Below are 26,272 nucleotides of genomic sequence, written 5' to 3'. Positions count from 1 at the left end.
CGGTGCGCGGTGCGGTAGTAGATACCCTAGGGGGGTATCTTTTCTCTGGTCATGTATACCCCCAGGCGGTATTGGGTGCAAGGCGTTCCGACAGGTGGATCACATACCTCTTAGGGGTATTCCCGGGGTCGGGTGCGACGGTCGCCCGGGCGTGGGAGTGCGATGCGCGGTGCGGGAGGTCACGGGCACGGCTAGGCTGGGGAATGGACTAGACCTGTAGAAGTCGTCATCCCTGGAGGAATGGGCTCAATGAGCAACCGTGCAGTGCTGGAGGTGATCGCCCTCGACGAGGAGGACGCGGTCGCTGCCCAGGCCGGCGGGGCGGACCGCCTCGAGCTGGTCACCGACATGGCGGCGGACGGGCTGACCCCCTCCCGGACCGGATTCCAGACGATCCGTGCCGCGGTCGACATCCCGCTGCGCGTGATGCTCAGGCTGACCGACGGGTTCGCGGCCGGAGACGTGGACGCGCTGGTCGACCGCGCGCGGGACCTGCGGGACGCGGGCGCGGACGAGTTCGTCCTCGGCTTCCTGACGGAGGACGGGGCGCCCGACCTGGTGGCGGTCGAACGCCTTCTCGCGGTACTCGACGGCTGCCGTTGGACCTTCCACCGGGCGATCGACCGCGCCGGCGACCGCGACGCGCTGCGCAAGGAACTCGCGGACCTCCCGGGCCTGGACACCTACCTCACAGCGGGCGCGGCGACCGGCGTCGACGACGGCCTGCCCGTCCTGCGCGCCGAGGCGGCCCGCGGCGACGAACCCGGCTACGAGCCGCAGATCCTCGTCGGCGGCGGCCTCCGCCTCGACCACCTGCCGACGCTGCGGGCCGCCGGCCTCGGCGCGTTCCACATCGGCGGCGCGGCCCGCCCCCAGGGCTGGGCCGCCCCGGTCTCGGCGGACGCGGTCCGCACCTGGCGCGAGGCGCTGGACGCCTAGGACGTGTCGCGGGAGTCCCTCCCGGCCCGTGACGCCTGGTACGCACGCTCGCCGCGTTGTCGGAGTCATCCGAGTACGCCCGGTACGAGGACGATCCTCCGCCTCGCGGTCGCACGCACCAGGCGCCGCGGGCCCCGCCCTCCGGGCGGACGGGGCTACTTCCCCCACACGCCCTCGCCGCCGCGCGGATGGAATCCGGTGGTTCCGGAACCGGCGGGTCCGGCCACCTGCCGACTCCGCTCCCGCCGACTCCGCCTCCCGCTGGTTCCGCTCCGAGAGGGCGTCGTCGGAGCGACCAGAGCGTCAGGAGCGACCGGGGGGGGTGCCCGGTGGCTCCGGGGCCCCGTGGCCGTGGGCCCCGCATTTATGTGGTGGCCGCCGCGCGCCGCGGCCGGTTACCGTCCCGGGTCATGGCCGACCCGAGGAAGAAGACCGGTGAACCGCACATCGACGAGGACCTCGTCCGCGGACTCGTCGCGGACCGCTTCCCCCGGTGGGCCGGGCTCGCGGTCCGCGCGGTGCCCTCGGCCGGTACGGACAACGCCATGTACCGCCTCGGCGACGACCTCGTCGTCCGGCTGCCCCGCGCGCCCGGCGCGGCCCGCCAGGTCGCGAAGGAGCAGCGCTGGTTGCCCCACCTCGCCCCGCGTCTTCCGCTGCCCGTGCCGGTGCCCCTCGGTCTCGGCCTGCCAGGGAAGGACTTCCCACTGCCCTGGTCGGTGTACGGCTGGCTCGAAGGGGACGACGCCTTCACCGCGCCGATCTACGATCTCGCCCACGCGGCAGAGGCATTGGGCCGCTTCGGACGGGACCTGCGCGCGGTGGACGCCGACGGCGGCCCGGCTTCCTTCCGCGGCGGCCGGATCACCGAGTGGGCGGGGGACCAGCCGGAGCGCGCCCTGCGCGCCCTCGACGGCGACGGCACGGCCGACCGGGCCCTGGTGACCGAGGCGTGGGAGTCGGTGCTCCGCCTCCCCCAGTGGCGGGGCGACCCGGTCTGGGTCCACGGCGATCTGCTGCCGGGCAACCTCCTCGGCCGCGCCGGGCGCCTCAGCGCCGTCATCGACTTCGGCGGCGTCGGGACCGGCGACCCCGCCTGCGACATGATGGTCGCCTGGACCCTGCTGACCCCCGAGACCCGGCCGCTGTTCCGGGAAGCCGCACGGGTCGACGACGCCACCTGGGCCCGCGGGCGCGGCTGGGCGCTGTGCTGGGGCCTGGTCACCGAGCACCACTACCGGGTCGGGAACCCGGTCCTGGCCACCGTCGCCCGCCGCACCTTCACCGAAGCGCTCGGCGAGTACGCCGCCGGGGCATGACGCACGGGCGGACCCCGCCGCTCCCGCCTCCTCCGCCACCGGAGAAACGCCAGGGGCCGCCGGGTGGTCCCGCGCCCGATCCCGCTCCGGCGTCTCCGTGTCCCATGAGGCGGCGGGTCGCCGACGAGATGCATCCGGGCGCGGGCCTGTTCATCCTGGCCGACATCGTCATAGTGATCATCCTGGTCGTCCGCAGACGCGGCATCGAGCCCACCCGGTCCGCACGACGGGGGCACACGACGCCGCACCGGCGCGGGCCGCCGGGCACGCGCGGCTACGCCAACTGCGGAGGCAACGGTGAGGAGTGGAGAACCGTCAGTCCCGACACCGCACGCGTCAGCGCGACGTACAGCCGACGCAGACCGGTCCGCTCGTCGGGTTCGCCGTCGACGACCGCCGCCGGGTCGTCCAGCACCACGTAGTCGTACTCCAGGCCCTTCGCCAGCGAGGCGGGGACCAGGGTCAGCCGGGAGGCGGCCGTGGTCTCGTCACCCGGTGACAGGTACGGCAGGCCGGCGGCGGTCAGCGCCTCCGCCAGCGGTGTGATCCGCGCGTCCGCGGCGATCAGGCCGATCGAGCCCTCGTGCCCGAGGGACGCGACGCACGCCGCCACCACCTCCGCGTCCAGCGCCTCCGGTGCGCAGGCGCGGACCGTCAGCGAGCCGGGGTTCTCCCGGACCGACTCCACCGCCGCGAGCCCCGGCGACATGTGCGGCAGCAGCCGGGAGGCGTATGCGATGACCTCGCGCGGGACACGGAAGCCGGCCGTCAGCTCCTCCACGACCGCCGCGGGCTTGCCCAGGTGAGCCAGCGCCTCGGCCCAGCTCTCCGTCGCCCACGGCGTCGTGCCCTGCGCCAGGTCGCCCAGGACGGTCGCCGACCCCGTCGTGCAGCGGCGGCCCACGGCCCGGTACTGCATCGGTGACAGGTCCTGCGCCTCGTCGATCACCACGTGACCGAGCGAATGCGTCCGTTCCACCAGGTCCCGCGCCTCGTCGATCAGCACCGCGTCCGCCGCCGACCACTTCGCCGACTTCACCGACCTGGCCGGCTTCGCCCAGAGCAGCAGCTTACGCTCGTCCTCGTCGAGGACACCCTCCGCGTGCTCCGTCAGGAACGCGGCGTCGCCCAGCAACCGCAGCACCAGCTTCGCCGGATCGACCGGCGGCCACACCGCCTTCGCGAACGCCTTCACCGCCGCGTTGCGCGCCACCGCGTCCTGCACCCGGTCGTCCGGCGCCTCGCCCGCCTGCTCCATCCGCACCAGGACGGCGTGCGCGACCCGCTGGGGAAGGGCGCCGCGGGCGGCTCCGTAGCGGATGTCCCGGTCCAGCAACTCCCGGACGATCTCCTCCAGTTCGTACGCAGGAATCCGCCAGCGCCGCGAGCCGCGCACCACCGTGAGTGACTCCGTCGGGAGCGTGACGTGGGAACGGACCGCCCGGCGGAGCACCTCCGCCATCCTCGCGTCGCCCTTGACCACGGCCGTCGCCGCCTCGTCCACGTCGCGTACCTCGACGTGCGCCACGAGGTCGTCGACCGTCGCCTGCCGCACCTCCAGCTCGCCGAGGGCGGGCAACACCTGCTCGATGTACTGCAGGAAGGACCGGTTCGGCCCGATGACCAGCGTGCCGGTGCGGGCCAGCCGCTCCCGGTGGGCGTACAGCAGATAGGCGACACGGTGCAGGCCGACGGCCGTCTTTCCGGTGCCGGGTCCGCCCTGGACGCACACCGTGCCGGAGAGACCGGACCGGACGATCTCGTCCTGCTCCGGCTGGATGGTGGCGACGATGTCCCGCATCGGACCCACGCGCGGGCGCTCGATCTCCGCCTGCAGCAGCCTGCTGGTCCGCTCCTCCTCCCCGGGGTCGGAGAGCCGCTCGTCCTCGTACGCGGTGAGGTCGCCCCCGGTGTACCCGAAACGGCGGCGCAGCCCCACGTCCTGCGGGTCCTTCCGCGACGCCCGGTAGAAGGGCTGCGACACCGGCGCACGCCAGTCGATCACCATCGGGTCGCCGCCGGCGTCGTGGACGTGCCGTCGGCCGATGTAGAACCGCCGTCCCTCCTGCGTGCTGCTCAGGTAGTCGAGCCGGCCGAAGAAGAGCGGGGTGTGGGAAAGGTCCGCGAGCGCCTTGATCCGCTCCTCGATCTGGCGGCCGAGCACCAGCGAGTTGACCCAGTTCGCGGTGACGTCCTTGATGTCGAGGGCCTCCACGTCCTCGCGCATCGCGCGCAGGGCGGCGCGGGAATCGGCGAGATGGGCGCGTTCGCGCGCGAGCGGGTCGCCGGGTGCGGGCGCGGACATGGCGGTGCCTCCAGAGCGTGTGCGGGTGTGTCGCGGCGACCGCCGGTTTCCGACCGGGCGGTGGCTCTCCACGGGGGGAGGCGGGAAGTCGGTGAGTGTAGCTTCCGGGCGGAGGCGTCGGCGAACGGAATTCCCACCCGGACGGCCCTGCCGCGCGGCCTTCGCCCCCCGGGGGCGTACGGCCGGGGGACCGGCGCCGTACGCCCCGTAGGGGACGGCACCCGCCTCAGTCCTCCGGGGTGTCGCCCGCGAGCAGCTCGTCCGCGTCCAAGATCCGGTACGCATAGCCCTGCTCCGCCAGGAACCGCTGCCGGTGCGCCGCGAAGTCCTGGTCGATGGTGTCCCGGGCGACCACCGAGTAGAAGTGCGCCTGGTGACCGTCGGCCTTCGGACGCAGCACCCGGCCCAGGCGCTGTGCCTCCTCCTGGCGTGAACCGAACGTCCCCGACACCTGGATCGCGACCGTCGCCTCCGGCAGGTCGATCGAGAAGTTCGCCACCTTCGACACCACGAGCACGCTGATCTCGCCGTTGCGGAACGCGTCGAAGAGCTTCTCCCGCTGCGCGTTGGACGTCTCGCCCTTGATGACCGGTGCGTCCAGGTGCTCGCCGAGTTCGTCGAGCTGGTCGATGTACTGGCCGATGACGAGGATCTGCTGCCCGGCGAACCTCCGCACCAGCGCCTCCGTCACCTTCCGCTTCGTCGCCGTCGTCGCGCAGAAGCGGTACTTCTCCTCCGCCTCCGCCGTCGCGTACGCGAGCCGCTCCGAGTCCGTCAGATTGACCCGGACCTCGACGCAGTCGGCCGGCGCGATGTAGCCCTGCGCCTCGATCTCCTTCCACGGGGCGTCGAAGCGCTTCGGCCCGATCAGCGAGAACACGTCCGACTCGCGCCCGTCCTCGCGCACCAGGGTCGCGGTCAGACCGAGCCGCCGCCGCGCCTGGAGGTCGGCGGTGAACTTGAAGACCGGGGCGGGCAGCAGGTGTACCTCGTCGTAGACGATCAGGCCCCAGTCACGCGAGTCGAAGAGCTCCAGGTGCGGATAGACACCCTTCCGCTTCGTCGTCAGCACCTGGTAGGTGGCGATGGTGACCGGCCGGATCTCCTTCCTCGTCCCGCTGTACTCGCCGATCTCGTCCTCGGTCAGCGAGGTCCGCTTCACCAGCTCGTGCTTCCACTGCCGCGCCGAGACGGTGTTGGTGACCAGGATCAGCGTCGTGGCCTTGGCCTGCGCCATGGCACCCGCGCCGACCAGCGTCTTTCCCGCGCCACAGGGCAGCACCACGACACCCGAGCCACCGTGCCAGAAGCCCTCGACGGCCTGCTTCTGGTACGGGCGCAGGGCCCAGCCGTCCTCGGCGAGATCGATGCGGTGCGCCTCACCGTCCACGTAGCCGGCCAGGTCCTCCGCCGGCCAGCCCAACTTCAGCAGCGTCTGCTTGATCTGCCCCCGCTCGGAGGGATGCACGACGACCGTGTCCGGGTCGATCCGGTCCCCGACCAGCGGCTGCACCTTCTTCGAGCGGAGGATCTCCTCCAGCACCGGCCGGTCGGTGGTGGTGAGGACGAGTCCGTGGGTGGGGTGCTTGCCGAGGGTGAGCCGGCCGTAGCGGGCCATCGTCTCGGCGACGTCGACGAGGAGCGCGTGCGGGACGGGGTAGCGGGAGAACTCCACCAGCGCGTCGACGACCTGCTCGGCGTCGTGTCCGGCGGCGCGGGCGTTCCACAGGCCGAGCGGGGTCACCCGATAGGTGTGGATGTGCTCCGGTGCCCGCTCCAGCTCGGCGAAGGGCGCGATGGCACGGCGGCAGGCGTCGGCCTGCTCGTGATCGACCTCCAGGAGAAGAGTCTTGTCGCTTTGGACGATCAGGCAGGACACACGTACCTCCGCAGATAGGATCGCCGCGTGACAGACACCACATCTGCCACGGCCCGGACTTTGCCCCATACCCGTCGCCCCGAGGGCGTCTCGGCCAATGCGCCGGGAATGCGCGCAGCCATCTGTGTCCGCCTTTCGCGGGAAACAGAGAACTCTACCTCGCCCGAGCGTCAGAGTGCGGACTGCGCCCCTTGAACCGTCCTGAGACCGCCCTGAGCGCCGTTCGCAGCACGTTGACGGGGGAAGGACCCTGTGGCGGGCCGTTTGGCGACCCTGGGGTGGTGCGTGGCGTTCGGGGCTGGTGTCGGTGCGTACGCCCCGGGAGCACCGCCTCCTGTCAGACCTGGTCGTCCTCCAGTTCCGCGACGCCCGTGATGCGGTGCAGCGGATAGGTGCGGACCCCGTCCGCCGTGTGGTCGTAGCCCGTCACGTAGCCGCCCTCCACCCGCACCGGCGCGATGACCCGCTGGCTGGCCGCGCCCTCGGCGTTGACGTAGCCGATCCAGACGGCCGAGCCGGTCATCGCGGCGGCCTGGACGGTGGCCAGGGTCTCGGCCGCGGAGGTACGCGGAAGTGCCCCACCGGCCGGAGGGGTCGTCTCCGGGCGTTCCTTGCGGACCGCCGTCGACGCCAGGTCCCCCGCCCTGATGGCGCGGACCGCCGCGCCGAGCAGGGTCCGGTCGGGGACGGGCGGGCCGTCGGGGACGGGGGCGGGCGCGGTGCGCGGGCCGGTGCGGTAGACGTCGGCGCGGGTGATCAGGACCGCGCCCTCGGCGGACTCGGCGGCCGGGGCGTATCCCATCGACCGCAGTCCGTCGAGCAGCGCCGCCGGTTCGGTCTGGGCGGCCAGGACCGTCGGGGCGAGGCGGCGCAGCCGCAGTGAGGCGGACCGCCGGTCCGCCAGGATCTCGCCGAGCAGCGTGTCGTCGTCGCAGCGCACGTAGGCGGACGCGGCGCCGATGCGCAGATGGCCGTGTTTCCTGGCCACGTCGTCGATCAGGTAGGCGAGTGGCTGCGGCACCGGGGTGCGGGAGTGCGAGGTCAGGAAGTCGTGCAGGTCGGAGGCGGAACGGCCGGCGTCGAGGGCGCGGCGCACCGTGGCGGGGGTGAAGCGGTAGACCGTCGCGCCGCCCTTCGACTCCACGTCGGCGAGAACGGCGAGCGTGTCGGCGAGAGGCCGGCGGAGCGGCCCGGGTGCGACGGCGGTGAGGTCGGCCTGGAGCAGGACGTGGTCGACCGCCTCGGGGAGCAGCGGAGCGAGGAGGGACGCGGCGCGCGAGGCGGCCAGTGAGGGTTCGACGCCACCGTCGTTCACCGGCTCCGGGGCGGCCTCCGTCAGCGGCAGGTTGAGCAGGGCCCGGCCGTGCGAGGAGAGGACGCCACGACCGGTGATGCCGAGCATCTCGCCCTCGGTCAGGGTCCACAGGGCGATCCGGGACCGCGGGTCGGTGGCCGTGGAGTGGGCGGGCGGGTTCGTGCCCGGGTGTCCGCCGGGGGACTGCCCCGCACCGGCGCTCCGGCTTCCGGGCGTGCCCGCCGCCGCACCGCGCAGCGGCCGTTCCCAGCGCAGCCGCGCCAGCAGCGACTCCGGGTCGGCCGCGGCGCCGGGCGGCAGGGTGGCCTGGAGGGCCAGGACCCGGTGGCGGACCTCCGGGGCCGGACCCCGGTCGAGGTCGGGGCCGAGGACGGACAGGGTACGGCCCTTGGGGTCCTGGCCGCCGACCAGGCCGGGCGTACGGGTCGCGGTGAGCCAGACGGCGGCGAGCCGGGCCCAGCGCTCGGCCGGCGGCAGGTCCAGCCAGTCGTCGTAGGCCGGGGTGGGCGCGTAGCGTTCGTCGGCCTCGCCGTCCGAGGCGAGCAGCCCCGCCCCGTGGCAGAGCTCCAGCCAGAAGGCCGCGGCCTGCTCCGTCACGTCGAGGGCGGACGCCGTCCGCTTGAGGTCCCGTACGGACAGGCCGCCCGCACGCAGTACCTGCGGGCCCCCGTGGTCCCACGACTTCAGCAGCTCCTCGACCGTCGCCAGCGCCGTGTACGCCTGGCCGGCCGCCGCGCTGTCCACCACCTGCGGACGGTACTCGCGCAGCACGGTCAGGGACGGCGGGTGCGGTTCGGGCGCCCGGTGCGCCCGGCCGCCGCGCAGGTGCAGTGCCGCCTCCCGCGGCAGCACGACCGTCCGTGGCGAGGCCGGCAGCAGCAGTCCCCGGTCGCGCAGCCAGCGAACCGGCGGGGCCGGGTTCGCCGTGACCTCGCCGTACGGCGGCCCCCACACCAGCCGGTCCAGGACCGTCAGCGCGTCCGGTGGCGCCGTGTCCAGGAGGGCTCCCATCCGCTCCCGGTCGGTGAACAGCCCGGTCAGCGACACCACCGCCGAGACCGGGTCGTGGGTGGCGGGCAGGCCGGCCGTCGCGATGATCTCCTGGATGCGGCCCGGGGACATCCCGGACGTGGCCTCGGCGACGGTGGGACCCAGGCCGGTCGGGGAGGGGTGCTGCGGCGAGGGCAGGAGCAGTTCGCGCGCGGTGCGCACCAGGCGCAGCCGGTCGTCCGCGCCCCACACCAGCGCCTGCTCGCGCAGGGCCTCCAGGGTGCGGGGCAGGGCCGCCTCGATGTCCGGGTCCCCCTCGTCCCCGGTGAGCAGGGCGAGGAGAACCGGGTAGGGCGCGGGGTCGGGGGCCACGGCCAGTGCCTCGGCCGTCTGGAGGGTGAAACGGTCGAGCCGCTCCAGGGCGCGCACGACCGAGCCGCGGGTGCCCGCGCGGGTGGCGAGCTGGGTCAGGTCGTTCGGTACCGGGTTGAGCAGGTCGGGGCGGGCGCGCAGCAGCGCCGCGAGTCCTTCGTCACCGCGGGCGCGCAGCGCCTCCGCGAGCGTGCGCGGTGCGGTGGCACCTGTTCCTGCGGGCACGTGCGCCTCCCGGTCGAGCTCACCGATCCCCATCCGCCCCACGTTAGCCCCTGCGCGGGCGCTAACGTCGGGGCGTACCGGCCGTGGAGGGGACTGTGGGGATCGAGAGCGACCAGTTGGTCTTCGACTATCTGAGCCGGGTCGGTGACCTGGCACAGCAGCGGCAGCTGCCGTCGAACACCCGGATGCGCCTCGTGTCGGGCCTGCGGGGCGAGATCGACCGGCGGCGCGCCACCCGCGGCGAGGAGTCCCCGGCGGCGGTCCGCGGCATCCTCCGGCAGCTGGGGACACCGGACGAGCTGGTGGACCGGGCCGCGGGCGTCGACCCCGTACCGGGGCTGCCGGAGCCGGGGCTGCCGGAGCAACGGGGACGGCGGTGGAGGCGGGGCGGGGTGCCGACACCGCGTCCGGGCGCGACGGCGACGTCGTCGAAACGGCCCTCGTCCTCGGGCGCGCCGTCGCCGCACCTCGCGGGGACGGACGAGGTCGGCGCGGCGGACACGGAACCGGACTGGTGGCGTATGGAAGCCACGCCGAGGCCCGGGGACGATCTGGTGCCGGGTTTCGTGGGCGGGGTGGAGATCCCGGAGCTGCTGAAGCCCCCCGTCGACGCGGACGCGGACGCGGACCAGGCCGGGGACGGGGACGGACGGGCCGGCGGCCCGGAGGCGGGCGCGCCGGGCCGGCCTTGGGCGCGCCGCCTTCCGTGGGCGCGCCGCGACGCCGTCGGGGACGCGGGCGCCGAGCCCGGTGCGGACGCGGCCCCGGGGCCGGCCGTGGTGCCCCGGAGCCCGCGGCTCGCCAACCCGTTCCTGCTGCTGGCCGCGCTGCTCCTGCTGGGCGGCGCCCTGTTCGGCTCGTTGCCGGCCCTCGCCTTCGGCTGGTTGCTGGCCTGGGCCTCCCGACGGCTCACCCGGCGTGAGGTCCAGGTCGCCGTCATCGTCCTGCCGGGGCTCGCTGCCACGGCCGGCGCGGTCTGGCTCTGGGGCCGGGTGGCGGGCCGCTGGGGGCAGCCGATCGTCGAGGGCGGCGCCGCGATGGGCGCGGCGCTCGGGGATACCTGGCCGTGGGTCGTGCGGGTGGCGGCGGTCTCCTCGGCGTTGTTCCTGCTGTGGCGGTCCCAGCGCCGCTGAGAACCCGGCGGAACGCCCCGCCGGTGCGGTCCCGGACGCCCCGGGCCGGGCTCGGCCGGCCCGGGGGCGTTTCCTGTCTGGCCTGTCCGGTCGTCAGGCCGGTGCTCGGTCGGCGCCCGGCACAATGGCCGCCATGACTCCTCTCACCGTCGGTTTCGACCTCGACATGACCCTGATCGACTCCCGTCCCGGCATCAAGGCCGCGTTCCAGGAGTACTCCGCCCGCACGGGTGTGCCGATCGACGCCGATCTCGTCGTGTCCCGGCTCGGGCCGCCGCTCGAGCACGAGCTGGCGCACTGGTTCCCCGAGAGCGAGATAGCGGCGCGGACCGCCGAGTACCGCGCGCTCTACCCCCTGTACGCGATCGAGCCGTCCCTGGCCCTGCCCGGCGCCAGGGATGCGATTCAAGCCGTTCGTGCGGCGGGCGGGCGGGCGATCGTGGTGACCGCGAAGAACGGGCCGCACGCCGCACTGCACCTCACCCACCTCGGCATGGAGCCGGACGCCGTCATCGGCGGACTCTGGGCCGAGGGCAAGGCGGAGGCGCTGCGCGCGTACGGCGCGCGGGTCTACGTCGGCGACCACACCGGCGACGTGCGGGGCGCCGTGACGGCGGGCGCCCTTTCGGTCGGCGTCGCCACGGGTCCGTGCGACGCCGACGAACTGCGGGGCGCCGGGGCCGACATCGTCCTCGGTGATCTGACGGAGTTCGGTGCCTGGTGGGACGGGTTCCTGGCCGGTCAGGCCGAGGACCGGTCCGCGGTCTGAGACTCCGCCGGGTGGCCTCGGGCCGGGGCGGGGGCCCTCAGCGCCTGGCGGGTGGCCTCCGGCCGGGCGCTGAGGCGCCCTGGCCCGGCGCGCTGCCGGCGTTGCCGACAAGCCCCGGTAGCTCCGGGGCTTCGCTACCGCGGCGTCCCGGCGCCTTGGGATCGCACGCGCCAGACCGCGTCCGCCCGTCGGCCGAAGGCCACCCGACGGCCTCTCAGCCGGTCTGGGCGGCGGACCGCCGCGCCTGGCGGCGCTGGGCCGCGATCGAGCGCAGCACCCCGGCGGCGGCCACGAGGAAGCCGACCCCCATCAGCATGCACACGGCGTAGGCGACGGGCGGGAACGGCTCGGTCCCCAGGAACAGGGGGGCCACCGTGACGAGCGTGGCCACGGCGCCGATGACGAAGACGATCGCGCCGGCGCGGACCAGGCCGTCACCGGGAGCGGCGTCGTCCGTCGGGGCCGGGAGGGTTTCACTGCGCATTCGGCCAGATTAAGGGTTGCCCGGCCGTCCCCGTCAGCCGCGTGACGGGCGCCGGGTGCCGGGGGGCCGCACACGATCCCGGACGCGCCGGGTCAATCCGGTGTCCGTACCCGCCCCGCTTGTGCTGTGATGGGCGTGCCTCTTCCCGCCCCGAGTACGCGGCGATCGAACTCGGCCACTCCGCGTGGCCGACATGGATGGACCGGCTTGACGGAGGGTACAGAGCTGAGGAGGCTTCCAGGCGACACGGCAGGCACGAGCATGCGCTAGATAGCCTGACCTGCAACGACTGTGGTTCGGCTGACTGGTGGAATGGGGTGCGTGCTTTGCCTACCGGCAAGGTCAAGTGGTTCAACAGCGAGAAGGGCTTCGGCTTCCTCTCCCGTGACGACGGCGGCGACGTCTTCGTGCACTCGTCGGTCCTGCCCGCCGGAGTCGACGCCCTCAAGCCGGGACAGCGCGTCGAGTTCGGGGTCGTCGCCGGACAGCGCGGTGACCAGGCCCTCTCCGTGACGGTGCTCGACCCGACGCCCTCCGTGGCCGCGGCACAGCGACGCAAGCCGGACGAGCTGGCGTCCATCGTCCAGGACCTGACGACGCTCCTGGAGAACATCACGCCGACGCTGGAACGGGGCCGCTACCCCGACAAGGCCCACGGCGCGAAGATCGCGGGTCTGCTGCGGGCGGTCGCCGACCAGCTCGACGTCTGATCCCTCGGCTCCCCGGCCGGCCCTCGGGCCGGTCCGCGATTCCGGGGCCGTCCGTCGCGTCGTGATCCCGGACCGTTCCCGGGTGTCACCCGGTCCCGGGACACGGCCGACGGGCGTCAGAGCCTGTCGGCCGAAGGCCACCCGACAGGCTCTCAGCCGGGGAACGCCAGCGCGTCCGGGCCGAGGGGCGGTACCAGCCCCTCGGCCGCGGCCCGGGTGAGCAGCCCGCGGACCGCCGCGTATCCGCTCTCGCCCAGGTCCGCGGTGAACTCGTTGACGTAGAGCCCGATGTGCTGATCGGCCACCTTCGGGTCCATCTCCTGGGCGTGCTCCCGTACGTACGGGCGTGAGACGGCCGGATCGTCCCAGGCCATCCGTACCGATGTGCGGGCGGCGTCCGCCAGCCGCCGCAGCTCGTCCGCGCCCAGCGAGCGACGCGCGATGATCGCACCGAGCGGGATCGGCAGCCCGGTGGTGTCCTCCCAGTGCGCCCCCATGTCGGCCAGCGCGTGCAGACCGTAGTCCTGGTAGGTGAACCGGGCCTCGTGGATGACCAGGCCCGCGTCGACCTTCCCGTCGCGCACCGCCGGCATGATCTCGTGGAAGGGGAGTACCACGATCCGGCCGACGTCCCGCGGGACGACGGCCGCCGCCCACAGCCGGAACAACAGGTACGCCGTCGAACGCTCGCTCGGCACCGCCACGGTCCGGCCCGCCAGCGCCCCGGGCGCCATCGGCTCGCGGGTGAGGACGAGCGGGCCGCATCCTCGGCCCAGAGCGCCGCCACAGGGCAGCAGCGCGTACTCGTCGAGGACCCACGGCAGCACGGCGTAGGACACCTTCAGGACGTCGTACCCGCACGTGGACGGGCCGCTCTCGGCCCATCCGTTGGTCCGGTCGATGTCCGCGAAGGTCACGTCGAGCCGGGGCGCGTCCGGGACCCGGCCGTGCGCCCAGGCGTCGAAGACGAACGTGTCGTTCGGGCAGGGCGAGTAGGCGATCCTGAGTGCGGACGTCATGGGGCGGGCTCCACGAGGACGGAGTGGCTGAGCAGTTGGAAGGCGTTCCGCAGCGCGTCCAGGGCCTCGCCGATCCGCCAGGCGGCGCGGTCACGGGGCCCGACGGCGTTGGAGACCGCGCGGAGCTCGACGACGGGCACGCCGTACGCGGTGGCGGCCTCGGCGACGCCGAAGCCCTCCATCGCCTCGGCGGCGGCGCCCGGGTGGCGCCGGGTCAGTTCCGCGGCACGTGCGGCGGTGCCGGTCACGGTGGAGACGGTCAGGACGGGCCCGACGGTGTGGCGCTGCCCGCCCTCGGCGAGCGCGGCGGAGACGCGCCGCGTCAGCGCGGCGGGAGCGTGGTGCGTGGAGCGGCCGAAGCCGAGCGCCTCGACGTCGAGAAAGCCGTCGGGCGTCTGTGCCCCGAGGTCGGCGGCGACGAGGGAGTCCGCCACGACGACGGACCCGAGGGGGGCCAGCGACGGGAAACCGCCGGCGATCCCGGCGGAGACGACCAGGTCGTACGGGGCGGTGGCCACGGCGAGCGCGGTGGCCGTGGCCGCGGCGACGGCCGCGGGGCCGACCCCGCCGACGAGGACGTCGGCCAGGGCGCCGGAGCGCGGGCGGGCCGGGGCTTCGCCGGAGACCGCCGTCGGGTCCGGCTCCGGAACGGCGACGTGACGGCGCAGGGCGAAGCCGCCCGGGAGCGGGACCTCGCCCGAGCCCGGACCGTGGAAGGGAAGGCCGCGGGCGACGGAGTCGGCCTCCGCCGCCACGGCCGTCACGATCAGGGTCCGGAAGGTCACCGGAGGATCAGGAGTCCTTCTTCAGGTCGAAGTGCCAGACACCGGTCAGCTTCTTGCCGTCGGTCTCGACGATGGTGACCTGGGTCTGGTCGGTGGCCTCGCCCGTCTGGGCGGCGAAGAACGCGCTGGCCGGAATGGACCGGTACGTCTTCTTGTACGGCTCCGGCTCGGCTGCCTGGCCACCGAGGAAGATGGTCCAGCCGTTGTCGGCGATCTCGGGATCCACACCGAAGCGGATCTTGTCGTCCGCGGAGACCGTGATGGTCTTCTCGGCCTTCTTGTTCAGGCACTTCTGGAACTGCGACTCCTTGATGGCGTCGCCGTTGTTGTAGCAGGCGGCCCCGGAGTGCACCGACTCGGTCCCGACCGTCAGGGTCGCGATCGGGGTCGGCTTGTCGCAGGCGGAGAGGACGAGGAGCCCGGCGGAGACGGCCCCGAGGGCGACGGCGGCCCGGCGGCGCGAGCCGGTGAAGAACGCAACGGTCATGGCCCGAAGGCTATCGGGCGTGTCGAGCTGTGCCACGCGGGGGTGCGGCGCGCCGCTTTTTCCGCCCCCGATGCGGCCCCCTCTTGCCTGACGTGCCCGCCGCGGATCGGGTGGCGCCGGGGGCCGCGGTAGCGGAGCTCGGAGCTACCGGGGCTTGTCGGCAACGCCGGCAGCGCGCGTGCAGACCGCGTCCGCCTGTCGGCCGAAGGCCACCCGAGGCCCTCAGAGCGCGCGCTGCCGCCGCCCGGGATGCCGGGCCGCCCTCAGCAGGCCGCGGACCGACAGCAGGGCACCGAGGCCCAGGATTCCGGCCGCGACCCACATGCCCACCGTTCCGTTCAGCGGCAGCGCGATGCCGATCGCGCCGCCCACCACCCAGGCCATCTGCAGCGCGGTCTCCGAACGGGCGAAGGCGGACGTCCGCACCACCTCCGGGACGTCCCGCTGGATCAGCGCGTCCAGGGACAGCTTCGACAGCGCCTGGGTCAGCCCCGCGACCGCCCCGAGCACCGCCACCATCAGCCCGCCGAAGAACAGCGCCGCGCAGATCGCCGCGGTCAGCACGATCGTGATCATCGTGGCGATGATCACCTCCGGTCCGTGGCCGCGCTCGCGCAGCAGCGACCCGACCGCGGTGCCGCAGGCGTTGCCGACCCCGGCCGCCACCGCGACCATCGCCAGCGACACCGCCGCGCTCTGGCCTGGCAGCGGGTGCACCCGCAGCAGGAAGGCGAGGAAGAAGATCAGGAAGCCGGAGAGCATCCGCTGTGCGGCGTTGGCCTGGAGCCCGTGCAGGACGGACGGGCCGACCGTCCGCAGGCTGGGTTTCTTCTCGCCGTGGGTCAGCAGGTGCGCGCGCCGCTCGCCCTTCGCCGAGTCGACCTTGTGCGGCATCCGGAACGCCCAGTACGTGCCCAGCAGGAACAGCACGCACGCCCCGTACAACGGCCACGGGGGCCCGATCTGCTGGAGCCCCGCCCCGATCGGCGCGGCGATCCCGGTGGCGAGCAGACCCGCGAGGGTGACGCGGGAGTTCGCCTTGACGAGGGAGAAGGTCGGGGGCAGCAGCCGGGGCACGACGGCGCTGCGGACCACGCCGTACGCCTTCGAGGCCACCAGGACGCCGAGCGCCGCCGGGTACAGCTCGATGCCGCCGGTCGCCACCGCCGCCGACATCGTGAGCGCCAGGACGGCCCGGGTCAGCATCGCGCCGGCCATCGCCGCGCGCCGGCCGTGCGGGACGCGGTCCAGCAGCGGGCCGATCACGGGGGCCAGCAGGGTGAACGGCAGCATGGTGATGCCGAGGTAGAGGGCGACCCGCCCGCGCGCCTCGTCCGTCGGTACGGAGAAGAAGACCGTGGAGGCGAGCGCGACGGTGATCATGACGTCGCCGGCGCCGTTCACGGCGTGCAGTTCGATCAGCCTGCCCAGGCCCGACTCGCCCGCGCCGTGCGCGTGGGTCGCCTTCCTGATGCCTCTCGCGGTGCCGGTGAAGGGCAGGTGCAGGGCGCGCCCCAGCGACCGGCCCGCTCGGCTGAGCGGCCCGGCGGGTTCGTGGGATCGTACGGAAGACCGTTCGGCTGCCACCCCGTCATAGTGCCCCACGCCCCTCGCCTACGAACCGTGGCGCGGCCCACGGGCTTCCACGGGCCCGTGGAAGCCCGCCTCGGACCCGGGCGCGCCGGAAGCCCCGTCGCGGGGCGGCCCGCGGGCGCGCCGCCCGGCGGTGCCGCGTCGCGCCGAGCGTGGCTCCGCCCCTGACGGCCGCCGGTGCCGTCCCGCGTGCCCGGACACGATCCGGCGGCCCGTGAGGGGCCCGTGACGGGTCTCCTCGGTGTCCCTTCCGGGGCCCGTACCGGGCTTCCGGCGGTCCGCGATCCGGGCTACTTGGGACGGGCAGGTGGGCGCAGCGCGGCGGAGGGGGTAGCGTGCGTAGCGCGCCACCGGCGGAAGTTCCCGGCCGCGCGCCTCTTCGGCATCCCGCAGAATGGATGACGATAGGTGTGCCCGAGACACGCGAGACGTGTCGGGTGCGGACGTCGATGCGGCCCTCCGGTCCGCTCCGCCCGCCGCCCGGTGCTTCGCTCCGCTCCTCGGCCGGCGCACCCGTGAGACGGCGTAGGAGAGAAGCGAGACCTGTGAGTGCTGCGACGACGCGAAGCCGTACCCCGCGTACCCCCGACCGTCTGTGCGCCGAGGCGGTAGACCTCGCCCGCGAGGCCGCCGAGGAGGCGGCCGCCCCCGGGAACATCGGGGATCACGTGGGGACCGTCGCCGAAGGCGACCGGGTCGTCACCCACTTCTTCGAGTGCCGGGAGCCCGGCTACCGGGGCTGGCGCTGGGCCGTCACCGTCACCCGTGCCTCCCGCGCCAAGAACGTCACGCTCGACGAGACCGTCCTGCTGCCCGGTGCCGACGCCCTCCTTGCCCCGGAGTGGGTGCCGTGGAGTGAGCGGCTCCGTCCCGGCGACATGGGTCCGGGCGACCTGCTGCCCACGGAACAGGACGACCTGCGGCTGGAGCCGGGCTACTCGGGCGAGGACGCCCCGCCGCCGAACTCCGCCGTCTCCGAGGACCTGGCGGACCACCTCGACGCCGAGGACGCCGAGATCGTCTCCCGCACGCCGTCCCGCGGCGCGATCGCCTCGGTCGCCGAGGAACTCGGTGTGCGGCGGGCGCGGGTGCTGTCCCGGTACGGCCTGCACGTGGCGGCGGACCGTTGGGACGAGTCCTTCGGCGCGAAGACCCCGATGGCCCAGGCCGCTCCGGCGTCCTGCGAGTCGTGCGGCTTCCTGGTGCCGCTGGGCGGCTCGCTGAAGCAGGCGTTCGGGGTCTGCGCGAACGAGTTCTCCCCGGCGGACGGGCGGGTCGTGTCACTGTCCTACGGCTGCGGAGGCCATTCCGAGGCGGCGGTCATGCCGAAGCCCACGCGCCCGGCGCAGCCGGTCCTCGACTCGATGGCGACGGACGCCTTCCCGCTCCGCCCGGCCAAGGACTCCGGCTCCACGACCGCTCCGGACGGCGCCTCGGAGGACCTGGGCCACTCCTGAGGGCGCGGGCCGCGACGCGGCCCGTCCCGCCGCCCGCGCGGGGCGGACACGGCGGCCCCTCGCGGCCCGGTCCTCCGGGTACCCGGGCTTCCGCGCGTACCGGGGGACGACCGGGCCCGGGGATACCCCGACCGTGTGCGTTCCCGGCCGCGCCGCGGACCGTCCCCCGCCCCGCCCGTGCGTGTCCTCCCGCCGGCCGCCTCCCGGACGACCGGGTCCCGCCGTCCGGTGGCCGGAGCCCGGGGGTGCCTCGCGGGACCCGGCCGGCACCCCGCCCGGGGCAGGCCCCGGAACGGGCGACGCGGGACACCCACAGGTCGCGGTACCTTCGGGCACCCGCCCCATCCCGTCCCGCAGAGTGGAGTCAGACGTGAGCGTCAGCGTCAGGACGACGACCGACGGTGCCGATCCCTTCGGCACCGCCCGGCTGCGGCGGGGCGTACTCGACGCCTGGGGAGCCGGACCCGCCCGGTTCCGCGAGGACGCCAACGCCGAGGAGGATCTGGCGCTCGGCGGCTACCGCGACCGGCTGGTCGTCGAACTCGCCCAGAACGCCGCCGACGCCGCCCGTCGCGCCGGTGTCACCGGACGCCTGCGGCTCACCCTGCACCCGGCCGGCGACGACGTCCCCGCCGTCCTGGCCGCCGCCAACACCGGCGCCCCGCTGGACGCGACCGGCGTCGAGTCGCTGTCCACCCTGCGCGCCTCCGCCAAGCGCGAGAACGACAGCGGCGCCGTCGGCCGCTTCGGCGTCGGCTTCGCCGCCGTCCTCGCCGTCAGCGACGAGCCGGCCGTCCTCGGCCGTCACGGCGGCGTCCGCTGGTCCCTCGCCGAGGCCCGTGAGCTGACCGCCGACGCCGCCCGCCACAGCCCCGGGCTCGGCGACGAGATCCGCCGTCGCGACGGCCATGTGCCACTGCTCCGCCTGCCGCTGCCCGCCGAGGGCACGGCGCCCGACGGCTACGACACCGTCGTCGTCCTCCCGCTGCGCGACTCCGCCGCCGTCGACCTCGCCGAGCGGCTCCTCGCCTCCCTCGACGACGCCCTGCTCCTGACCCTGTCCGGCCTCGCCGAGGTCGTCGTGGAGACGGCCGGCGGCGTCCGCACCCTCCGGCGCTCCGAACACGACGGCTACGTCCACATCGACGACAGCGCGTCCCCGTCCGGCACCCACCGCTGGCGGACCGTCAGTCACGGCGGCCCCCTCGACCCCGCCCTCCTGAAGGGCCGGCCCGTCGAGGAGCGGCTCCGCCCGCACTGGTCCGTGACCTGGGCCGTCCCCGTCGACGCCACCGGGGCCGCGCGGTTGCCCGGCACCGCGCCCGTCGTCCACGCGCCCACCCCCACGGACGAACCGCTGGATCTGCCCGCCCTCCTGATCGCCTCCCTGCCGCTGGACACCACGCGCCGGCACCCCGCCCCCGGACCGCTCACCGACTTCCTGGTGGAGCGGGCGGCCGACGCGTACGCCGAACTCCTCACCACATGGCGGCCGGTGACGGTCGGCACCCTCGATCTGGTACCCGGACCGCTCGGCAAGGGCGTCCTCGACGGGGCGCTGCGGTCGGCGATCCTGGAACGCCTGCCGAGGGTGGCCTTCCTGGCGCCCGAGGCACCCTCCGAGGAACTGCCCGCGCTGCGGCCCGTGGAGGCCGAGGTCGTGGAGGGCGCGGGCGCGGAGACGGTCGCCGTCCTCGCCGAGGTGTTCCCGACGCTGCTGCCCGCCGGCCTGGAGCGGCGCGTGGAACTGCGCACGCTCGGGATCGGCCGGGTGCCGCTGACCGAGGCGATCGACCGGCTCGCCGGGGTGGACCGCCCGCCGACGTGGTGGTGGCGGCTCTACGACTCCCTCGCGGGCGTCGACCCCGACCGGCTCACCGGCCTGCCCGTCCCGCTCGCCGCCGCGGAGCCCGACGGCCCGGAGGGCCCCGCGCGTACCCGCACCACCCTCGGCCCCCGCCAGGTCCTGCTGCCCCAGGACCGCACGCCCGCCGAACTGACCCGTCTCGGCCTGAAGGTCGCCCACCCGGACGCCGTCCACCCGCTCCTGGAGAAGCTCGGCGCGCTGCCCGCCACACCCCGCTCGGTGCTGACGACCCCCCAGGTCAGGGCGGCCGTCGCCGCGTCCATGGAAGCCGGGGAGATCTGGTACGAGGACGCGGACGCCCTCGACGCCGACGAGCTCGCCGAGACCGTGCTCGCGCTCGTCCGGGACGCGGAACTCGAACCGGGCGACGAGCCGTGGCTCGGCGCGCTCGCGCTGCCCGACGAGGACGGCGAGCCCGCGCCGGCCGGTGAACTGGTCCTGCCCGGAAGCGCCTTCGCCGAGGTGATGCGCGAGGGCGAACTCGCCTTCTGCGACGCCGAACTGGCCGAGCGCTGCGGCGAACAGCCGCTCGCCGCCTGTGGGGTGCTCGCCGGCTTCGTCCTCGTCCGGGCCACCGACCTCGTTCTCGACCCCGACGAGATGGAGCCACGGGACGGGGACTTCGCCGAACCCGACGACGCCGGTCTGCTCGACGCCGTCGACGTCTGGTGCGAGGACGTCCTGGACCGGCTGCCCGACTCCCCGGTGCCGCCGGTGGCGACCGAGATCGCCGCCGTACGGGACCTGGAACTCGTCGACGACGACGCCTGGCCCCAGGTCCTCGCGATGCTGGCGCGGCCCCCGCTGCGGGACGCGCTCACCCAGCCGGTCCGGGTGCTCCTCCCGGACGGCACGACCGACACCGTACGGCCGTACACGGCCTGGTGGCTGCGGGACCACCCCGTCCTGGACGGCCGCCGGCCGGCCGGACTACGCGCGGCGGGCACCGATCCGCTGCTCGCCGGGCTCTACGACGCCGCCGACGCGACCGGCTTCGAGGACGAGCAGGTCCTCCGGGCGCTCGGGGTGCGCACCTCGGTGTCCGCGCTCCTCGACGAGCCCGGCGGCGCCGCCGAACTCCTGGCCCGGCTCGCCGATCCGGAACGCGAGGTGACCGGCGCGCAGCTGCACGCCCTCTACAGCGCGCTCGCCGACCTGGACCCGGACCAGGTCACACTGCCCGACGAGCTGCGCGCCGTCCTGGACGGGACGCTGGTGGTGGTCGACGCCGCCGAGGCGCTGGTCGCCGACGCGCCCGACCTCCTCCCGCTCGCGGGCGGCCTGCCCCTGCTGCCCGTCTCCCCATCCCGTGCGGAGGACCTGGCGGAGCTCTTCCAGGTCCGCCGGCTGAGCGAGGCCGTCGAGGCGGAGGTGACCACGGTCGGCGAGGAGCACGACGTCCCGCCCGCGGTCCACGCGCTGCTCGGCCCGGCCACCCCGGAGACGTACCTCGAGCACGAGGAACTCCGGGCGGCCGGCGTCGAACTGGACTGGCGCCGGACCCCGGACGGCGTCATCCACGCCGCCACCCTGGAAGGTGTCGCCGCGGGCCTCGCCTGGGCGGCCGGCCAGTGGCCCCGCCGGTTCGAGGTGGCGGCGCTGATCGAGGACCCGTCGAGGACGGCGGAACTGGCCCGCGACCGCTGGTTCGACTGACGGCCCGGTCTCGCGCCGGCCCGCGCCCGGCCCGGCGGGTGGCGCGGGCCGCTCGGGGGAGGGCCGGTCCGGGGCCGCGGCCCGGCGGGTGACCGACGGGGTATCCGTTGCTCAGGCGGGGAACCTCCGGTCCACCCACCGCCAGGCGAACTCCAGGACGCCCGCTCCCGCCGCCGCGATGGCCACGGCCGTCCACGGCATGGTCGTGCCCACCAGCTTCAGGGCGAAGAAGTGCTGGAGCCAGGGGACGACGAGCACCAGCAGGAAGGCGCCGCCCATGGCGGCGACGAGGACCACGCGCCACCACGTGTAGGGGCGGGCGATGATCGCGAGCACCCACAGGGAGACCAGGAAGAGCGTCAGCGTCGCCGCGCTCGTCTCGGCGTCCAGCGCGTCGGTGCCGCTGTAGTGGTGGCGGGCGAGCAGGTACGTGGTGAAGGTCGCCGCCGCGGCGACGATGCCTGCCGGGATCGCGTACCGCATCACCCGCTTCACGAAGTGCGGCCTGGCGCGTTCCTTGTTCGGGGCGAGCGCGAGGAAGAAGGCCGGGACGCCGATCGTCAGGGTGGACAGCAGGGTCAGGTGCCGGGGCAGGAACGGGTACTCCACCTGGGAGCAGACGACCAGGATCGCCAGCAGGACCGAGTAGACCGTCTTGGTGAGGAACAGGGTCGCCACCCGGGTGATGTTGCCGATGACCCTGCGGCCCTCGGCGACCACCGACGGCAGCGTCGCGAACGAGTTGTCCAGCAGGACGATCTGGGCGACCGCCCGGGTGGCCTCGGAGCCGGAACCCATGGAGACGCCGATGTCCGCGTCCTTGAGGGCGAGGACGTCGTTGACGCCGTCGCCGGTCATCGCGACGGTGTGGCCGTGGGACTGGAGCGCGCCGACCATGTCCCGCTTCTGCTGGGGGGTGACCCGGCCGAAGACCGTGTGCGCGTCGAGGGCCTGGGCCATCTCCTCGCGTTCGGTGGGCAGCCGGCGGGCGTCGACGGTGTGCTCGGCGCCCGGCAGGCCGAGCTTTCCCGCCACGGCACCCACCGACACCGCGTTGTCCCCGGAGATGACCTTGGCGGCGACGTCCTGGTCGGCGAAGTAGGCCAGGGTGCCGGCGGCCTCTGGCCTCAGCCGCTGTTCGAGGACGACGAGGGCGGTGGCGCGGGCGTCGCGCGTGACGTCGGGCTCGTCGAGTTCTCGGGCGGCGCGGGCCAGGAGCAGGACACGCAGGCCCTGCTCGTTGAGCCGGTCGATCTCGCCGAGGGCCGGGTCACCGGCCGGCAGCAGCACGTCGGGGGCGCCGAGCAGCCACGCGGAGTTCTCGCCGTCGCCCTCGCTGAAGGCGCCGCCGCTGTACTTGCGTGCGGAGGAGAAGGGCAGCGCCTGGGTGCAGCGCCAGTCCTCGCCGTCGGGGAAGGCGTCGATGACGGCCTGGAGCGAGGCGTTGGGCCGGGGGTCGGACTCGCCCAGAGCGCCCAGTACCTTGCGCACGTACGACTCGTCCGCGCCGCCGAGGGGACGCAGCTCGGTGACGTCCATGCCGCCCTCGGTCAGCGTGCCCGTCTTGTCCAGGCAGACCACGTCGACCCGGGCCAGGCCCTCGATGGCGGGCAGTTCCTGCACCAGGCACTGCTTGCGGCCGAGGCGGATGACGCCGATCGCGAAGGCGACGGACGTCAGCAGGACCAGGCCCTCGGGGATCATCGGGACGATGCCGCCGACGGTGCGGGCGACGGAGTCCTTGAAGTTGTTCTCCTTGACCACGAGCTGGCTGATGACGAGCCCGATCGCGGTCGGGATCATCATCCACGTCACGTACTTGAGGATCGTGGAGATGCCGCTGCGCAGTTCGGAGTGGACCAGGGTGAAGCGGGACGCCTCCTCGGCCAGCTGGACGGCGTAGGCATCGCGGCCCACCCGGGTGGCGGTGTACGCCCCGCCGCCCGCGACCACGAAGGAACCTGACATCACCCGGTCGCCGCGGTGTTTGACGACCGGATCGGCCTCGCCGGTCAGCAGCGACTCGTCGATCTCCAGGCTGTCGGCCTCCGCCACCTCGCCGTCGACCACGGCCTTGTCGCCGGGGCCGACTTCGATGAGGTCACCGAGGACGATCCCCGAGGTGGAGACCTCGATCGCCACTCCGTCGCGGCGCACGGTCGGTCTGGCCTCGCCGATCAGGGCGAGGCCGTCCAGGGTCTTCTTGGCGCGCAGTTCCTGGATGATGCCGATACCGGTGTTCGCGATGATCACGAAGCCGAAGAGGCCGTCCTGGATGGGCGCCACGAAGAGCATGATCACCCAGAGCACGCCGATGATCGCGTTGAAGCGGGTGAAGACGTTGCCGCGGACGATGTCCGCCGTGGACCGGCTGGAGCGCAGGGGAACGTCGTTGACCTCGCCGCGGGCGACGCGCTCGGCCACTTCGGCCGAGGTCAGCCCGGCGACACGGTGGACGACGGGTGGTCCGGGCGCCGCGGCCTGGTCCGTGTCGATCTTCGCCCGCTGAGTCATGCTCTCGACGTTACGGCCGGAGCGACGTGTTCACCCGCCGAGTGGACGGAAGATCAGACCGGAGGAGGAGGGCGTGTGGTCCCTCGGCGTGACGGAGGGGCCACGGCCTACGACGGGCGACGGACGAGCGCGTCAGCCGGGGGAGCCGTCCGGGCCGTCCGTCTCCCGGCGGTCCGGGGCGCCGTCGGCCTCCGCCGCTCGCCGGGCCGTGTCCCGCTTGATCGCCGCGTCGCGCCTGCGGACGTACCAGATGCCGATCAGCCCGAGTCCGCCACCGGCCAGACAGGTCCACACCCACCAGGTCAGGTCGCGGTCGTCGAACCAGCCGTAGAAGGGGACCTGCGCCAGGAACAGGACGAACCAGAGGATCGTGCCGCCGGTGATGGTGGCGACGACGGGCCCCTCCAGGGGCTCGGGTGCCTCGTGCTGGGGGGTCCACTTCGCCATGCGGGTCAGTCTAGGGCCGCGTCAGGCGAGGTCCGTCCTGGGCGAAGGTCGCCTGACGCGGCCCTGGACCCTGCGTCCGTGGCGGCACCGGAGCGGCTGTGAAGCGGTGACCCGCACGGGTCTACGCGCGGAGATGGACGTCGCTTCGTTCATCTGTTCATACTGAAACGGTTTGCCTCTGGCGGGTTTCCCTCGTATGAACCGCCAAGAACATGCCCCGAAGAGGACCCCCCCATGAGCAGCACGGCCACCGCCCAGGCCACGCCCCCCGAACCCACGTCCCCACGGGACCGGACGTCCGGTCTCGACCGGTACTTCAAGATCTCGCAGCGCGGGTCCACGGTGGCCCGCGAGGTGCGCGGCGGCTTCGCCACGTTCTTCGCGATGGCCTACATCATCGTGCTGAACCCGATCATCCTCGGCAGCGCCGAGGACATGTACGGGCACCAGCTCGACGGCGGACAGCTGGTCACGGCGACCGTGCTGAGCGCGGCCTTCTCGACCCTGCTCATGGGGGTGATCGGCAACGTCCCGATCGCGCTCGCCGCCGGTCTCGGCGTCAACACGGTCGTCGCGCTCCAGCTCGCGCCCAGGATGTCCTGGCCGGACGCGATGGGCATGGTCGTGCTCGCCGGTCTCGTCGTCATGCTGCTCGTCGCGACCGGTCTGCGGGAGCGCGTGATGAACGCGGTCCCGGTCGGTCTGCGCAAGGGCATCGCGATCGGTATCGGCCTCTTCATCATGCTGATCGGTCTGGTCGACTCGGGCTTCGTCTCCCGCATCCCGGACGCCGCGCACACCACCGTCCCGCTCCAGATCGGCGCCGACGGTCACCTCACCGGCTGGCCGGTCCTGGTCTTCGTCCTGGGCACCCTGCTCACGCTCGCCCTGATCGTCCGCAAGGTCCCGGGTGCCATCCTCCTCTCGATCGTCGCCATGACGATCGTCGCCATGGTGGTCAACGCGGTCGCGGACGTCCCGTCCTGGGGCCTGACCACCCCGGAGTGGCCCGGCAACCCGGTCGCCTCGCCCGACACCGGCCTCCTCTGGGAGTTCAGCCTCTTCGGCGGCTTCCACAAGGTCGGCCTGCTGACGGGTGTCCTCTTCGTCTTCACCGTGCTGCTGTCCTGTTTCTTCGACGCGATGGGCACGATCCTCGGCGTCGGCGACGAGGCCAAGCTGATGGACGAGGACGGCACCTTCCCGGGCATCAACAAGGTCCTGCTGGTGGACGGCCTGGCCGTCGCCTCCGGCGGCGCGACCTCCTCCTCGGCCACCACCTGCTTCGTGGAGTCCACGGCGGGCGTCGGCGAAGGTGCCCGCACCGGTCTGGCGTCGGTGGTCACCGGCGCGCTCTTCTCGGTGGCGCTGTTCCTCACGCCGCTCGCGACGATGGTCCCGTCCCAGGCGGCCACGCCCGCGCTGCTGGCGGTCGGCTTCCTGATCCTGGCCGGGTCGGTCAAGGACATCGACTGGAGCGACTTCACCATCGCGGTGCCGGCGTTCCTGGCGATGGTCATGATGCCGTTCACGTACTCGATCACCAACGGCATCGGCATCGGCTTCATCGCCTTCAGCGTGCTGCGGCTCGCGGCCGGCCGGGGCCGCGAGGTCCCGGTGGCCATGTACGTGGTGTCGGCGGTCTTCGTCTTCTACTACGCGATGCCGGCGCTCGGCCTCACGTGATCACGGGGCGCGTCGGGCGTCCCGTAGAACTTCTCCGTCTCGTCGACCGCGGTGTTGAACCGCTCGTCGAAATCCTCGCGAATGAGCGTCCGGGCCACATAGTCCTGGACGCTCATTCCGCGTTTGGCGGCGTGACTTCTGAGCCGGTCGAGCAGCTCACCGTCGATGCGCAGGCTGAGCACTGTCGATCCCATGCCGTCAGCGTCGGGCCAGACCGGGCCCCGGGCGTCACTTTCCGGATACACCTCACTCGTTCGGGTGATGCATCGAGAGCCAACCGTGACCAAGCGGGCGCTGGCCGGAGTCCCGGGAGATCCCATT

General features: G+C 73.8%; 19 protein-coding genes. 8 read left to right on the top strand and 11 right to left on the bottom strand.

Annotation, left to right across the window (positions count from 1 at the left end; translation table 11 throughout):
- Positions 1-249: 249 nt before the first annotated feature.
- Both OG393_RS13375 and OG393_RS13370 read left to right on the top strand, forming a co-directional pair.
- On the top strand, positions 250-939 hold the full coding sequence (locus tag OG393_RS13375) for a copper homeostasis protein CutC (RefSeq protein ID WP_327374886.1): 690 nt from the start codon (positions 250-252) through the stop codon (positions 937-939).
- Positions 940-1,349: 410 nt separating this feature from the next.
- The gene (locus OG393_RS13370; RefSeq protein ID WP_327374885.1) at positions 1,350-2,258 is read left to right on the top strand and encodes an aminoglycoside phosphotransferase family protein; all 909 of its coding nucleotides are present in this window, start codon (positions 1,350-1,352) and stop codon (positions 2,256-2,258) included.
- Between the two features lie 274 nt (positions 2,259-2,532).
- On the opposite strand, the gene OG393_RS13365 is transcribed toward OG393_RS13370, so the two are convergent.
- The 3 genes from OG393_RS13365 to OG393_RS13355 form a co-directional block, all read right to left on the bottom strand.
- Positions 2,533-4,563 carry a HelD family protein gene (locus OG393_RS13365; protein WP_327374884.1) on the bottom strand — a complete coding sequence of 677 codons (2,031 nt, stop codon included), beginning with the start codon at positions 4,561-4,563 and terminating at the stop codon, positions 2,533-2,535.
- A 226-nt stretch (positions 4,564-4,789) separates the two neighbouring features.
- The gene (locus OG393_RS13360) at positions 4,790-6,442 is read right to left on the bottom strand and encodes a DNA repair helicase XPB (RefSeq protein WP_327374883.1); all 1,653 of its coding nucleotides are present in this window, start codon (positions 6,440-6,442) and stop codon (positions 4,790-4,792) included.
- Between the two features lie 337 nt (positions 6,443-6,779).
- Positions 6,780-9,377 (bottom strand): helicase C-terminal domain-containing protein, encoded by a 2,598-nt coding sequence (locus OG393_RS13355; protein ID WP_327374882.1) that lies wholly within the window; start codon positions 9,375-9,377, stop codon positions 6,780-6,782.
- A 62-nt stretch (positions 9,378-9,439) separates the two neighbouring features.
- Between OG393_RS13355 and OG393_RS13350 the strand changes: the two genes are divergently transcribed.
- Positions 9,440-10,477 carry a hypothetical protein gene (locus OG393_RS13350; protein ID WP_327374881.1) on the top strand — a complete coding sequence of 346 codons (1,038 nt, stop codon included), beginning with the start codon at positions 9,440-9,442 and terminating at the stop codon, positions 10,475-10,477.
- Positions 10,478-10,610: 133 nt separating this feature from the next.
- Entirely contained in the window at positions 10,611-11,246 is a 636-nt protein-coding gene (locus OG393_RS13345) for an HAD family hydrolase (RefSeq protein ID WP_442817302.1), read from the top strand.
- 214 nt (positions 11,247-11,460) lie between these two features.
- On the opposite strand, the gene OG393_RS13340 is transcribed toward OG393_RS13345, so the two are convergent.
- Positions 11,461-11,730, bottom strand: a complete 270-nt coding sequence (locus tag OG393_RS13340) for a hypothetical protein (protein WP_327374879.1) — start codon at positions 11,728-11,730, stop codon at positions 11,461-11,463.
- A gap of 326 nt (positions 11,731-12,056) precedes the next feature.
- On the opposite strand from OG393_RS13340, the gene OG393_RS13335 reads away from it, so the two are divergent.
- A complete protein-coding gene (locus OG393_RS13335; protein ID WP_327378415.1) occupies positions 12,057-12,440 on the top strand; it encodes a cold-shock protein in 384 nt (127 codons plus the stop codon).
- Positions 12,441-12,592: 152 nt separating this feature from the next.
- Here the strand turns inward: OG393_RS13335 and OG393_RS13330 are convergent, their stop codons facing one another.
- The 4 genes from OG393_RS13330 to OG393_RS13315 form a co-directional block, all read right to left on the bottom strand.
- Positions 12,593-13,459: a 1,4-dihydroxy-6-naphthoate synthase gene (locus tag OG393_RS13330; RefSeq protein WP_327374878.1), complete on the bottom strand. Its 867-nt coding sequence runs from the start codon at positions 13,457-13,459 to the stop codon at positions 12,593-12,595.
- Complete coding sequence (locus OG393_RS13325; protein ID WP_327374877.1) at positions 13,456-14,244, bottom strand: futalosine hydrolase; 789 nt, start codon at positions 14,242-14,244, stop codon at positions 13,456-13,458. Before OG393_RS13325 ends, OG393_RS13330 begins: the two co-directional genes overlap by 4 nt.
- 7 nt (positions 14,245-14,251) lie before the next feature.
- On the bottom strand, positions 14,252-14,731 hold the full coding sequence (locus OG393_RS13320) for a DUF2771 domain-containing protein (RefSeq protein WP_327374876.1): 480 nt from the start codon (positions 14,729-14,731) through the stop codon (positions 14,252-14,254).
- A gap of 222 nt (positions 14,732-14,953) precedes the next feature.
- Positions 14,954-16,318 carry an MFS transporter gene (locus tag OG393_RS13315; RefSeq protein WP_327374875.1) on the bottom strand — a complete coding sequence of 455 codons (1,365 nt, stop codon included), beginning with the start codon at positions 16,316-16,318 and terminating at the stop codon, positions 14,954-14,956.
- Between the two features lie 551 nt (positions 16,319-16,869).
- Here OG393_RS13315 and OG393_RS13310 point away from each other — a divergent pair.
- On the top strand, positions 16,870-17,781 hold the full coding sequence (locus OG393_RS13310) for a DUF3027 domain-containing protein (protein ID WP_327374874.1): 912 nt from the start codon (positions 16,870-16,872) through the stop codon (positions 17,779-17,781).
- Positions 17,782-18,139: 358 nt separating this feature from the next.
- On the top strand, positions 18,140-21,304 hold the full coding sequence (locus OG393_RS13305; RefSeq protein WP_327374873.1) for a sacsin N-terminal ATP-binding-like domain-containing protein: 3,165 nt from the start codon (positions 18,140-18,142) through the stop codon (positions 21,302-21,304).
- 111 nt (positions 21,305-21,415) lie between these two features.
- Here the strand turns inward: OG393_RS13305 and OG393_RS13300 are convergent, their stop codons facing one another.
- Together OG393_RS13300 and OG393_RS13295 are read right to left on the bottom strand one after the other, a co-directional pair.
- A complete protein-coding gene (locus OG393_RS13300) occupies positions 21,416-23,818 on the bottom strand; it encodes an HAD-IC family P-type ATPase (protein ID WP_327374872.1) in 2,403 nt (800 codons plus the stop codon).
- Between the two features lie 132 nt (positions 23,819-23,950).
- The gene (locus OG393_RS13295; RefSeq protein ID WP_327374871.1) at positions 23,951-24,265 is read right to left on the bottom strand and encodes a DUF2530 domain-containing protein; all 315 of its coding nucleotides are present in this window, start codon (positions 24,263-24,265) and stop codon (positions 23,951-23,953) included.
- Positions 24,266-24,499: 234 nt separating this feature from the next.
- On the opposite strand from OG393_RS13295, the gene OG393_RS13290 reads away from it, so the two are divergent.
- On the top strand, positions 24,500-25,951 hold the full coding sequence (locus tag OG393_RS13290; protein WP_327374870.1) for an NCS2 family permease: 1,452 nt from the start codon (positions 24,500-24,502) through the stop codon (positions 25,949-25,951).
- Here OG393_RS13290 and OG393_RS13285 read toward each other — a convergent pair.
- Positions 25,921-26,145, bottom strand: coding sequence for a hypothetical protein (locus tag OG393_RS13285; protein WP_327374869.1), 225 nt, complete (start codon positions 26,143-26,145; stop codon positions 25,921-25,923). The genes OG393_RS13290 and OG393_RS13285 overlap by 31 nt on opposite strands.
- Between the last annotated feature and the right edge of the window lie 127 nt (positions 26,146-26,272).

It is taken from the genome of Streptomyces sp. NBC_01216, from assembly GCF_035994945.1.
Taxonomy (GTDB): domain Bacteria; phylum Actinomycetota; class Actinomycetes; order Streptomycetales; family Streptomycetaceae; genus Streptomyces.
The sequence above is the reverse complement of the archived record's forward strand: the minus strand, read 5'-3'. Positions and strand labels throughout refer to the sequence as shown.